We start from the raw sequence: 13122 nt of genomic DNA, 5'->3' as shown, positions 1-13122 counted from the left end.
ACACGCAACTGCCAATTAAGAGCAATGCCATGAAAAGACTTATCAATCTAACGCCCTCCAAACCACTCAAGTTATTGTTGGGCATTCTCCCGTTTGCGCTATTGCTTGTTGTCTATCTAGTCGCCTCCGATGCACGCCTCGCCGAAAATGCTAACGACAAACTCTTACCGAGTTTTGCGCAAATGGGCGATGCAATTAGCAACCTTGCCTTTGAGCCGAGTAAACGCAGTGGCGACTATTTATTTTGGCAGGATACACTCAGCAGTTTGTATCGTTTATCACTCGGCATTTTTATCGCCGCGATTTTAGGTTTCACCATCGGTATCTTAACCGGTGCGATTCCCACCCTCTATTCCCCTATAGCGCCGTTGCTCACCGTTATTTCGCTGGTGCCACCCATGGCGCTGCTGCCGGTGTTATTTATTGTATTTGGCTTAGGCGAACTGTCTAAGGTGGCGTTAATTGTTATCGGTGTTGCGCCCTTTATTGCGCGCGATATTCAGCGCTGCACACAAGAAATTCCTCTCGAACAATTAGTGAAAGCACAAACTCTCGGTGCATCCACCTGGCAAATTTTAGTGCGTGTATTAATTCCGCAACTGCTGCCGCGCTTAATTAATGCAGTGCGTTTATCACTCGGCGCCGGTTGGTTATTTTTAATTGCAGCCGAGGCAATCGCATCAACCGATGGCTTAGGCTATCGCATATTTTTAGTGCGTCGCTATATGTCGATGGATGTGATTCTGCCCTATGTAGCCTGGATTACCCTGCTCGCCTTTTTAGTGGATTGGCTCCTAGTTAAGCTCAGCACCAAGTGTTTTCCATGGCACTATCAATTAACTAGCAAATAAAACCCATGCAGCTGAACAAAAATGACAAGCAAAAGAATGCGGAATACAAGATATGACCGTTATCCCTTTTGATAAAAAATACCTCTATGAAAAAAGAGCGAAAGTTATGCCCATGATTCAGGCAAAAAACCTGTGGAAAAAGTACGGCGAGAACGTAGTGCTGGAGCGCATGAACGTAAGCGTAAACGCCGGTGAATTTATTACCATGGTAGGCACCTCCGGCTGTGGCAAAAGCACATTTTTAAAAATGCTGTTGGGTATGGAATCTCCGAGCTCCGGGGAGCTATTACTGGATAACAAACCTATCCGCAGCGAACCCGATCAATCGCGCGGCATTGTGTTTCAACAGTATTCCGTCTTCCCCCATTTAACGGTGTTGGAAAATGTGATTATCGCGCGCGAGTTTGAACACTCACCGCTTCTCGGAAAGTTGTTTGGCAGTCAAAAACGCAAAGTCGTCGCTGAAGCCAAAGCACTGCTGGAATCCGTTGGTTTAACTCATGCCATTAATCGCTACCCACACGAATTATCCGGCGGGATGAAACAGCGCTTGGCTATCGCCCAAGCAATGATTCGCCAACCGCGCATTTTATTGCTCGACGAACCTTTCGGTGCACTCGATCCAGGTATTCGCGCCGATATGCACCAATTAATTTTGGAGCTCTGGCGCGAACACCAGCTCACTGTATTTATGGTGACCCACGATCTCAGCGAAGGTTTTTATTTGGGCACCCGCCTCTGGGTATTCGACAAATTGCGTCACGACAATCAAGCGCCCGGCGCCTACGGTGCGAACATAACCTATGACCTGCCGGTTACTCGCCGCAAAAGTGAAGTGCCCACCGAATTACAAACCATTGTCCAAGACTCACGGGATTTTTAACTCATGAATAAAATGCTGTACACCACCACCCTGCCGGGCAATGGCCACTGGTCACTGGAACTGCGCCGCGGCAGCCTAATGAAAATTACCGATCTCGAAGGCGGCGCCAATGTGGGCATGCTGTTTTATAACCCGCGCAATTTATTAGAGCGCTACAACGCGCCCGACACCCTCAAGTGCCAGCACACCTTTAAATTGCAACGCGGCAATTGTTTATATTCCGATATGGGGCGAATTTTCGCCTCCATTGTTGAAGACCACTCTGCTAATGGCGAAGGCAACTGGCACGATACTATTTGCGGCAATAGCACCGCAGCACAAGTCGAACAGCAATGGGGCAAGCGCGATTATCAAAGCCACCACAATCAATGGCTGCAAAATGGTTACGATGCCTTTTTAGTTGAACTGGCCAAATACGGTTTGGGGCGCGCCGACATGGCTGCCAACATCAATTGGTTCAGTAAAGTGATTGCTGATAACCAAGGCAACATTCAACTCGATACAAAAAACCGCTGCGCCGGTAATAGTGTCACCCTGCGTTTTGAAATGGATACGCTCGTGGTGATGCACGCCTGCCCGCACCCGCTCAACCAATCAGAAACTTATCCGTTCACCTCAGTAAAAATCGAATTAGGTGAAGCAGACCCGGTCAGCGACGATGACTACTGCAAAAATTTCCGCGCAGAAAACCAGCGCGGATTCCAAAATAATGCACTGTATTACCTATCGGCGAAATAATTGAGGCGCGCACATGTCACATATTCAAAGCAATTTGCATCCTGAAACCGCATTTTCAACACACCATGTTCCCGCGGGCGATTATTTTCTGGGCGAAATAAAACAGGGCCAAACTTTTCGCATTGTCGATTTAGAAGGCAACCAGGCCGCCGACGTTTTATTTTATAACGCCAAAGACCCGAGCGAGCGCTACAGCGCTATGGACACTATTCGCACTCAAGGCAATTTGTATTTAACGGCGGGCACCAAATTAATGTCTAACGCCAATAATGAGCTGCTGGAAATTGTCGCCGACACCTGTGGCCGCCACGACACCCTCGGCGGTGCCTGCGCCACCGAAAGTAATACCGTGCGCTACAGTTTGGAAAAACGCTGCATGCACGCCTGTCGCGACAGCTGGATGCTCGCTATTGCCGAGCACCCGGAATTTGGTATTAGCAAACGCGACATCACCCACAACATTAATTTTTTTATGAACGTACCCGTTACCAGCGATGGCGGCCTCACCTTTGAAGATGGCATTTCCGCACCGGGAAAATATGTCGAGTTGAAAGCCAAAATGGATATAGTCATGCTGATTTCTAATTGCCCGCAATTGAACAATCCCTGTAATGGCTACAACCCGACACCGATTGAAGTGATTGTTTGGAATTAATCTTTATTTAAATTGAATGTCTTCAATGGACGACCATTGTCGTAATCAATCCCAGCGGGACGACCTGCCGGAGCAGACTATGTTTACCAAAGTGCTTATCGCCAATCGCGGCGCCATTGCCACTCGTATTATCCGCACCCTGAAAAAACTCAATATCAAATCCGTCGCCGTCTACGCCGAGTCAGATGCAGATTCACTGCATGTGCGTATTGCCGATGAAGCCTTTTCCTTGGGTGAGGGTGCAGCCGCGCAAACTTATTTGGACCGCAAAAAAATTATCGCCATCGCCCAGCAAACCGGCGCCCAGGCGATTCACCCCGGCTATGGTTTTCTCAGTGAAAATTCCAGTTTTGTGGCCGAGTGCGAAGCAGCTGGTGTGGTTTTTATCGGCCCCACAGCAGAGCAGATGATTACCTTTGGTTTAAAACACAAAGCGCGCGAACTAGCGCAAGCCGCCAATGTTCCGCTCTGCCCCGGCACAGATTTATTAACCAGTCTCGATGAAGCCGTAACCGCCGCAGCTGCAATCGGCTATCCGGTTATGCTGAAAAGCACCGCCGGTGGTGGCGGTATTGGTATGCAATTGTGCAATAGCCAAGCCGATCTGGAAGGCGCATTTGAATCGGTAAAACGCTTGGGCAAAAATAATTTTGCCGACGATGGGGTATTTTTAGAAAAATTTATCGCCGCCGCGCGCCATATTGAAGTGCAAGTGTTTGGCGATGGAAAAGGCACTGCTGTAGCCATTGGTGAACGCGATTGCTCCAGCCAAAGGCGCAACCAGAAAGTCGTTGAAGAATGCCCCGCGCCAAATTTATCGGACGCGCAACGCAAGGCCATGCAGCGCACTGCAGAGCAACTTTTAGCATCGGTTAGCTATCGCAATGCGGGCACAGTGGAATTTATTTACGACTCACTCGATGACAAGTTTTATTTCCTCGAAGTGAATACCCGCTTGCAAGTGGAGCACGGTGTTACCGAAGAAGTCTATGGTGTGGATTTAGTCGAGTGGATGCTGCGCCAGGCCGCAGGTGATCTCGGTGACATCAAAGCACTGCGCGATCAACTCACACCAAACGGCCACGCCATTCAAGTGCGTGTGTATGCAGAAGACCCTGCATTAAATTTCCAGCCTTGCGCAGGCTTGCTGAGCAAAGTGGAATTTCCCGCCGCAAATGACAATCTGCGCATCGATCACTGGATTGAAAGCGGCATTGAAGTACCGGCGTTTTTTGACCCTATGCTGGCCAAAATTATTGTGCACGGCAGCGATCGTGAACAAGCGCTCGCGCAATTAGCAAGCGCCTTAAACAACACTTATCTTTACGGAATTGAAACCAATATTGGTTATTTGCGCGCGCTGTTACAGGATCAAACCCTGGTGCAAGGCAAAATGACCACTCGCTATTTAAATAGCTTTGTCTATCAACCCGCGCGCATCGATGTGATTCAAGGCGGCACCCAAACGACCATTCAAGATTATCCAGGCCGCTCCGGTTATTGGCATGTAGGTGTACCCACCTCCGGCCCCTTCGACAGCTATTCATTTCGTTTAGGCAATCGCCTGTTAAATAACGATGAAAATGCTGCAGGTTTGGAAATTACGCTGCAAGGGCCAACCTTAAAGTTCGGCTGCGCGACAAAAATTATCTTAACCGGCGCTGCGATTGATGCAAAACTCGACGGCAGTGCAATTCCACTTTATGAAATTATCTCAGTCGCTGCCGGCCAGCAATTGCAATTAGGGCGCATCACCGATCAAGGGGCGCGCAGCTATTTATGTGTCGCTGGCGGCATTCAGTGCCCGGATTACCTCAACTCAAAATCCACCTTTACCCTCGGTCAATTTGGCGGCCACAACGGTCGTGCATTGCGCGCCGGTGATGTGCTCGCGCTAGATACAAATAATTGCAACGCAGAAATAAACGCGGCAATAGTTAGCGATGAATTAAAACCACCGATTAATAATCTCTGGCAGTTGCGCGTTATTTACGGCCCCCATGGTGCACCGGATTTTTTCACCGACAATGACATCAACACCTTTTTCACCACCGACTGGGAAGTGCACTACAACTCCAGCCGCACCGGTGTACGTTTGATTGGCCCCAAACCCGAGTGGGCGCGCAGCTCCGGCGGCGAAGCGGGCATGCATCCATCTAACATTCACGACAATGCTTACGCCTTTGGCACCGTCGATTTTACCGGCGACATGCCAGTTATTCTCGGCCCAGATGGCCCATCGCTCGGCGGTTTTGTCTGCCCAGCAACCGTAATCAGTGCCGACCTCTGGAAACTCGGCCAGGTGCGCGCGGGCGATAAAATTCGCTTTTTACCGGTGAGCATTGCGGATGCTGTAGCTATTGAAGCAACACAAAATCAATCCTTGCGTTCGCTAGAAAAGAAATCCCATCAATATGAGGTACAGAGCCCCAGTGAATTAAGCTCGCCCATTGTAAAAACCTTGGCGGCAGCTGAATTTGGTGAAGAGATTGTCTACCGCGCCGCCGGCGATCACTTTTTATTGGTTGAATATGGCGCGCTGGAACTGGATATTAAATTGCGTTTCCGCGCCCATGCCCTAATGCAATGGTTGGAGCAAAACACCCTGCCCGGCCTGCGTGAATTAACGCCGGGAATTCGCTCGCTACAGCTGCACTACGACAGCCAACAATTATCGCTGGAAAAATTATTAGCCCACCTTGAACGCGCTGAGCGCGAATTAATTGTGCAGCTAGCGCAACTGAGTGTGCCCTCGCGCATTGTGCACATCCCCCTGAGCTGGGATGACGAAGCCTGTCAATTGGCAATTCAAAAATACATGCAATCAGTGCGCGCCAATGCGCCCTGGTGCCCGAGCAATTTAGAATTTATTCGCCGCATTAATGGCTTGGATTCCATCGCCGAGGTGAAAAACATTCTGTTCAGCGCCTCTTATTTGGTGATGGGTTTGGGCGATGTGTATCTGGGTGCGCCGGTCGCCACACCAGTTGATCCACGCCATCGTTTGGTAACCACCAAATACAATCCGGCGCGCACCTGGACAGCCGAAAACTCCGTGGGTATCGGCGGCTCTTATTTATGTGTCTATGGTATGGAAGGCCCGGGCGGCTACCAATTTGTCGGGCGCACATTGCAAATGTGGAATCGCTATCGCCAAACCAAGGAATTTAAACAACCTTGGTTGCTCAACTTTTTTGATCAAATTCGTTTTTATGAAGTGAGCAGCGATGAGCTGCAACAAATTCGCCGCGACTTCCCGCAGGGGCGCTACCCAATCAAGATAGAAGAAAGCCATTTCAGCTTGAGCGAGTATCAGGATTTTCTGGCTGCCAATCAGGACTCCATCAGCGCCTTTACCGCCCAGCGTGAACAGGCCTTTAATGATGAACTGGCACGCTGGCACGCCGATGGCCAATTTAATTATGTGCAGGAAGAAGTTGCAGAAGAAAGCACAGAAACCGACTTACCTGAAGATGCCATTCGCATAGACAGCTCAGTCTCTGGCAGTGTTTGGCAAACTCAGGTGAAGATTGGACAAACAGTAAAAGCAGGCGATGTGTTGCTGATTTTAGAATCCATGAAAATGGAGATTAATATTACCGCGCCCTGCGCGGGCAAGGTCACCCACCTGTTAAAAGCCGATGGCGCACGCGTGCAGGCGGGGCAAACATTAGTGGTGTTGGAAGCGATTTAAACTCTTAACAGCGCAAGATATAAAAAACCCGGCGCAAGGCCGGGTAAGCATCTGAGGAGAAACTAATTTAGCGTGCGCTGCTCGCGCAAGGTACCAATTACCGCTTCCAGCGCACGATCAAACAACATGCCGTCATCTAAAATTGTCAATCGTTTGGTTTGCAATGCAATCGCCAAACTCTCACGACTTTCTTCTGCGACCTTCATACCGGAGCGGTTTACAAAAATATATTTTCCAACCGAGCGAATAATCGCCGCCAAACGACAGCGGTATTTTTCGCCCGCCTCGCCCTGCATTTCAAACCAAGTGCCTTGGGTAATATTGTTTACCAACGCCAAATGCTGTGTATCCGCCTGAACAGGTTTACTGACAGTTTCGTCTACAGTAACAACCTCACCTACTGCTTGCGAAACCGTACTCACTTCTGCAGTAACTGTCGGTTCAATTGGCTGAGCGGCAATCGGCTCGTCCGACTCAATTACAGCTTGGCTCACAGGTGATGATTCTACGACTGTTGCAACTAAAGGTTCAGACGATGGGTCAACTGGTGGCACTGCATTACTTTGTTGCTTAGCTTCTGGCACAGCTGCAGTGACGACTTGTTGCGCAACTTTTGGTGAGTCCGCTATAGCGGCTTTCAGCATGGCACTTTTAGCAGCCATCTCACTTGCCTTCACAGCATTGTCTACCGACGGCGCCGATACGGCAGCATTACCCTGAGGTTTTACTTCGCCGCGCAAGCGTGCCAAATGGGCAACTTCCAATTGCTTAAACAAGTTGGTCGTTTCAAAGGGGCTGAATGAAATACTTTCCAACCCGGTACGCAATTTTTGCAACAACTCAGGAACCAGCTTTAATAACTTTTGGCGATTATCCTTGTCCATCGTGGCCGTAACACTCCACACCAGCTGCTGTGCTGTTACAGAGTTGCTGCGCCACTCGTCACTTTCTACACCCTGTTTAAGCGAAGTAATAAACATGACATTCGCCCATGCCTCACGCAGCAGTTTTGTTGCCGCCAAGGGCAGCTCTTTACCCGCACAGATACGATTCAACTCTGCATCCACCTGCGCCCGAGCACGCTCAGATTTTGCTTTGCCATCTTCAGCATCAATGGTGCGCTGCTCAAGAATGGAGGCGCGGCGTTTTTCTTTGTCAAGGAACGAACGGAAATCCACCAGCAAGCGATCAAAGATACTCATATCTGTATCAAAATCGGTGAGGATCGCGCGTACCGTTTCTTCCATCTTATTAAAGAGACTGTCTTTGCGTTGATTTTCCTCGCTGGATTCCTGCCAGCCTAAACAAGCCATTGCCATTTCATTCAATAACCGACGCGCAGGGTGACCGCCTTTGCTAAAAAAGGCTTTGTCCGCAATTGCCACTTTAACCATTGGGATTTGCAAGCGGCCAATAAGCGCCTTCATCGGCGCCGCAAGATTGCGGTCATCCAAAATGAACTCAAACATCATGCTAACCAAATTGATTACATCATCATCAACCTGGTTAATAGCGGCCGCAGTTTGGGTTTCATTGCGCAGTAAATCTGTCAATAAGTTGCGCAAATTGGTAGGAGCGCCACTCGCTATAGAATTATTGGTGGTATTTTGTTGTTGCGCCAGCGACAGAATTTTAATCAAATCCCGCGTGGTAATTTCCTCGCCTGGCAACTGAGCTTGGGGCGCACTACGATTAGCGCCCAGTAAATCGCGCAAGTGATGCAAAACCTGATTGGTTTGCTCGTCATAACTCTGATTCAGGCCACCTGTTTCCGCGCCCGCTTGCTGCCCACCTAAACCATATTGGGCGCTAATACCTTGACCATAGAGATCAGCGCTCGAAGGAGCTGGAGACCGCTTAACCCGCACGTCCTGTTTTAGCGACGGCAAAATGTTGGCATCGATTAAGGTTTGATTGAGTACATCAAAAAGTTTACCGAGCTTGGTCATTACAATGTTGTCGAACAATTTAAACAACACCAACTTGGCTTTTACATCAATACTCAATGCCTTAGTTGCATCCGTAAAGGCATTGCAGATCACGTCCACACCTAGAGGATTATTTTTTTGGTAAACCTTGGTCGGCACCAAATGATCGATACGCAGAGTCAAATGCTGAATGGGCTCGGCGAATTGCTCATTGGCCTTGTTGACCATGCCATCAACCGCAACCATCTCTTCCAGTTCATCGTTTTTAACCAGAGACAAATCATCCAGCGACAAGGACTTATCGGGAGCTTGCTGCTCGTCGCGATAAGCCGTTGGGTCAAGCAATTGCGCAAAACCTATATCGATGCTGCGAAAAAAAGAAGCTTCCATCGCACGGCGACGAATACGTACTTCGCGCATGGAATCAAAAAAGATATTTTGGTCATGGTTGTTATTAGCTTTGTCAGCCAACTCAAACATGGCATCATCGACCTTATCGAACAACTCGCGCAAAAAAAGCTGCAGCTGCTGCCGCGCCTTATCGCGCAAGGTATGCATGGCCGCGGGCAAGCGAGCAAGTGCCACTTGGGAGTTAGCGGTGGAATTGCGCTCTACGTTTAAATGGACAACCTTTTTGGGGTCGGATTTCATCTGTTCGGACATGGCGGATTACCATTAGTAAAAACTTGCGTAACTTGAGTATAACTAAGGGCAAGACACTCCAAGTAAGCAAATGATAAGATCGAGAGACATATCACAAAAGGCTATAACCAATACGTTATCTTATGGTTTTTTAAGTATGTTTTGGAATTAGCCGAAGACTTCCGCGCCATAAATGGCCACAATCAACCACACATTGTTTAATTATTCGACACCATGAACCCTACATTTAGTAAAAGCATACCCAGCCTCATTGACGACATAGCCAAAAACGTGGCGATGGCGCTTGCCGAAGACATAGGTTCGGGCGACATCACCGCGCAGCTAATTCCAGCCGAGCAAATCGCCGAGGCGAATATTATTACTCGCGAAGAGTGCATTTTTTGCGGTAAGGCTTGGGTAGAGGAAGTGTTTCGTCAACTTGATCCACAAGTTCGCATCACCTGGCATATAGAAGATGGGCAACGCGCAGCAGCCAATAGCCCTTTGTTCACGCTGAAAGGCAGCGCTCGCAGCCTGTTGACAGGTGAGCGTGCCGCATTGAACTTTGTACAAACCTTATCGGGCACCGCGACGATTAGCAGCCAGTATGCATCGCTAGTAGCGCACACTCAGGTGAAACTACTCGACACTCGCAAAACCATCCCCGGTCTGCGCAGCGCGCAAAAATATGCAGTAGCCTGCGGCGGCTGCCACAATCATCGCATTGGCCTGTACGATGCCTTTTTAATTAAAGAAAACCACATTGCAGCCTGCAATGGAATTGCTAACGCAGTGGCTAACGCCAGAGTCATCGCCCCAGAAAAACCGGTTGAAGTAGAAGTAGAAAGTTTTACTGAACTAAATCAAGCACTGGAAGCCGGAGCGGACATCATCATGCTGGATAATTTCAGTATTGAAGACATGAAAAAAGCAGTTGCGATAAATGCAGGAAGAGCAAAACTTGAAGCATCAGGAAATATTGACGCGCAGACATTAGTTCCAACAGCGGAAACCGGGGTGGATTATATTTCTATTGGTGCGCTGACTAAGCATTGCAAGGCGGTTGATTTGTCGATGAGGGTAGTCAATCACAAGTCACAACCTTTAGGGCGATAAACCACATCAATTGTAGTAGAACAAGACCATGCGCCATCCACAGTACGAGCCCAAGTTAAACTCTCACCCGTAAAAAATGGCGTTGCATTATTACCGAATGTTGCCACAATTGTGACAGCGCCATCGGCAGCAATTGCTACCTGCGGAACCCCTGTACCAACAGGCAAAGTGGCTCCTGTTTGTGAGGTGCCGTCTAAAAGCGTAGAACCTACAGCACCGGGGTCACACTGCCCAGCTGCAGCGCCAATCACCAGTGCCCCTTGATTGATACAAGTTTCAACCAACGCTCTCAACCCTGCAGATTCCGACATCACTCGAGAGGCTTGCGACTTAGCGGCGTACGTTTGATAAGAAGGTAATGCAACGGCCGCCAAAATTCCGATGATGGCTACCACAATCATCAGTTCAATCAGTGTGAATCCAGCCGAGAATGTATTCTTCATATCAGTTTCCTGCAAAAAATTTGCTTCCTTGTGTTACAGCAATATTCAAACCAATTCTAAAAACACTTATAAAACAACGACTAATGCTTGGACTTCACACCAAGCAACGCGTCGTTAGATTTTCACCAAGTGCAGCAGGTCACATCCTGTCATTTTTTGTCACATTCACTAGAGCGCGGCAACGATCAAAGCAAATGTATTAACTACCAAGGAGACAAATCCACTATAGCGATTAGCCTCCCGCCATCTTTATTAATTAACACCGACAAAGACTTTTGTTTCGCCGCCATAGGTACAAATCCATTTGCCTCAGGATAGGCCTTCAATATCGCATCAACCTTCGCAGAATCATTGAAACGATTAAGTATCTCTAGCGGAAGAGAATGAAGAGCAACATTTTCTGCAACTTTTTTATCGTAAGGCTGTAAAAACTCAGCCCTGTAATAAGCATCGCCCTTGGCCACAGATGGGGGCACCGCATTTGCTACAGCACCCCACACAGGGCCAGTCAAGCCCAAACCAAAAGCTTCCGATTCGGGGGCAACATTTGAATTCAAGACAGCCTCATACGCCTGAACAGCCTCGAAGCGACCAGCATCGTAAATCAACCATACTGGCCGCCCCTGCGCGACCGTATGCAAACCATAAGCAAACGCCAAAAATTGAATCGCCCCAATAATTAGCAAATCCATTTTTAGCGTTTTTTTTCCTTGCTTGGCGACTAACAGTGTCAACAATGGACCAACAATTACATCAATCGAAAGCAACAATAAAAATATGCTGACAACTCCCAACGCTTTATCTAAAGGTGCTGGGTACCAAAACGAAAACACCATCAATAATGCACAAAGAGCAATGGCAAATGACACCGCCAAATGAGAAGCAAAACATAACAATCGAAACTTCATATCAGCACTCTTAAAAATAGTCTTACCGTTATTTTAACTAGTGAGAACTTAGTATAGGTAACTTTCCCTGTAAGGTGTAATACAAACTCAAGCGTTTATACATCCACCTTATCCATTCATTCTCTGGATTTTGCTGGTCGCGATCGGCGCCACTTTTGACCAATACAGTCACACCACCAAAACTATCAACAATCGCCAACGATGAAGAACCAGGCAAATAACCTTGGTGAAAATGGAGCGCAATGCCATATTTCTCGGGTTGATAATGAAACACACCCAAATGCAAACAACCTATTGGCTTCTGCAGATTGCAATCAGCACCAGGATTGTTAAGCATAAATGGCGATGGACTTTGTCGATGATGAATATCCCAAAGCAGTTGAGCTAAGGCAGTTGCAGAGCCAGATAGACCTGCAGACGAAGCGATTGCATCAAAATCAAATAATGTTAAATAAGAATCGTTAAACCATTCTTCATAGCGATAGTCATATTTCACTTCATCGGCATAATAAAAGTCATTTATAAATTTAATATCGCGCTTAGGCAGTGAAAATTCACGGCTTACAACATCACGATACGGTTCGCCGGTGACACGGTGAATTACTTCTCCTAGCAAACAATACCCGAGATTGGAATAAATTTGTTTCTCTCCCGGATTAACTGCCAGCGTCAGTGTCTGTAACTCGATTAAGTTCTGTGGACACCAAGGTTTGTTCCGGCGCAAAAACATAGGGTCGCCACTGAGCGTCAAGCGATTAAAACCTGCCTTATGGTTCAACAACTGCGAGATAGTGATGTGAGCAATACGCTCGTCTTTAAATTGGGTCAACTCTGGGAAAAAGCTGATTAATGTATCGTCCAAGTGGATTTTATGCTGACTTACTAACTTAAGAATCTCAGCAGTCGTTATCAGCTTGCTTGTACTTGCATAGCGATATCGATGATCTGCACTTACCTGAATACCAAACAGCTCATTTTTATAACCAATTTCACAATGCGACAGTGCATTCTCAACATCCAGAAAAGCCACCTGCGCAGAGTAAGCCCCCAGATGTGTTACTCCATGATCGACAAATAGATTTAACCAAGATGCTTCAGGTGAACAACTTTTTGCGGTCACAGACACTAACTTAGCTTCTATGGGCTGAAACCAGCGAGCCACTTTATAAGGGTAGGTATTTACTTGGAAGTAAAACCAAAAACTTCCGCAAATCACTACCGAGGTAAAGACATATTTTATAAGTTTTGATTTCATAAATAAAAA

At 47.7% G+C, this 13122-nt stretch carries 10 protein-coding genes; 6 read left to right on the top strand and 4 right to left on the bottom strand.

What is annotated here, in order from left to right; translation table 11 throughout:
* The first annotated feature begins 29 nt into the window (after positions 1 to 29).
* The 5 genes from AWU77_RS05995 (at position 30) to uca (ending at position 6821) form a co-directional block, all read left to right on the top strand.
* Complete coding sequence (locus AWU77_RS05995) at positions 30 to 851, top strand: ABC transporter permease (RefSeq protein WP_062060326.1); 822 nt, start codon at positions 30 to 32, stop codon at positions 849 to 851.
* 106 nt (positions 852 to 957) lie between these two features.
* On the top strand, positions 958 to 1734 hold the full coding sequence (locus tag AWU77_RS05990) for an ABC transporter ATP-binding protein (protein ID WP_062060373.1): 777 nt from the start codon (positions 958 to 960) through the stop codon (positions 1732 to 1734).
* A 3-nt stretch (positions 1735 to 1737) separates the two neighbouring features.
* Positions 1738 to 2472 carry an urea amidolyase associated protein UAAP1 gene (locus tag AWU77_RS05985; RefSeq protein ID WP_062060324.1) on the top strand — a complete coding sequence of 245 codons (735 nt, stop codon included), beginning with the start codon at positions 1738 to 1740 and terminating at the stop codon, positions 2470 to 2472.
* 13 nt (positions 2473 to 2485) lie between these two features.
* The gene (locus AWU77_RS05980; RefSeq protein ID WP_062060322.1) at positions 2486 to 3127 is read left to right on the top strand and encodes an urea amidolyase associated protein UAAP2; all 642 of its coding nucleotides are present in this window, start codon (positions 2486 to 2488) and stop codon (positions 3125 to 3127) included.
* 79 nt (positions 3128 to 3206) lie between these two features.
* Complete coding sequence (gene uca, locus AWU77_RS05975) at positions 3207 to 6821, top strand: urea carboxylase (RefSeq protein WP_062060319.1); 3615 nt, start codon at positions 3207 to 3209, stop codon at positions 6819 to 6821.
* Between the two features lie 62 nt (positions 6822 to 6883).
* On the opposite strand, the gene AWU77_RS05970 is transcribed toward uca, so the two are convergent.
* Positions 6884 to 9412: a DUF1631 domain-containing protein gene (locus AWU77_RS05970; RefSeq protein ID WP_062060317.1), complete on the bottom strand. Its 2529-nt coding sequence runs from the start codon at positions 9410 to 9412 to the stop codon at positions 6884 to 6886.
* Positions 9413 to 9625: 213 nt separating this feature from the next.
* Between AWU77_RS05970 and nadC the strand changes: the two genes are divergently transcribed.
* Positions 9626 to 10507, top strand: coding sequence for a carboxylating nicotinate-nucleotide diphosphorylase (nadC, locus tag AWU77_RS05965; RefSeq protein ID WP_062060315.1), 882 nt, complete (start codon positions 9626 to 9628; stop codon positions 10505 to 10507).
* On the opposite strand, the gene AWU77_RS05960 is transcribed toward nadC, so the two are convergent.
* The 3 genes from AWU77_RS05960 to AWU77_RS05950 all read right to left on the bottom strand — a co-directional run bounded on the left by AWU77_RS05960 (position 10480) and on the right by AWU77_RS05950 (position 13113).
* Positions 10480 to 10950: a pilin gene (locus tag AWU77_RS05960; protein WP_062060313.1), complete on the bottom strand. Its 471-nt coding sequence runs from the start codon at positions 10948 to 10950 to the stop codon at positions 10480 to 10482. The two genes, nadC and AWU77_RS05960, sit on opposite strands and share 28 nt — an antisense overlap.
* Before the next feature lie 203 nt (positions 10951 to 11153).
* The gene (gene tfpZ, locus AWU77_RS05955; RefSeq protein WP_062060311.1) at positions 11154 to 11858 is read right to left on the bottom strand and encodes a TfpX/TfpZ family type IV pilin accessory protein; all 705 of its coding nucleotides are present in this window, start codon (positions 11856 to 11858) and stop codon (positions 11154 to 11156) included.
* 37 nt (positions 11859 to 11895) lie between these two features.
* Positions 11896 to 13113: a serine hydrolase gene (locus tag AWU77_RS05950; RefSeq protein ID WP_152625284.1), complete on the bottom strand. Its 1218-nt coding sequence runs from the start codon at positions 13111 to 13113 to the stop codon at positions 11896 to 11898.
* Positions 13114 to 13122: the final 9 nt, after the last annotated feature.

The sequence above is a fragment of the Cellvibrio sp. OA-2007 genome (genome assembly GCF_000953825.1).
Taxonomy (GTDB): domain Bacteria; phylum Pseudomonadota; class Gammaproteobacteria; order Pseudomonadales; family Cellvibrionaceae; genus Cellvibrio.
This window is presented reverse-complemented; position numbering and strand designations above follow the sequence as displayed.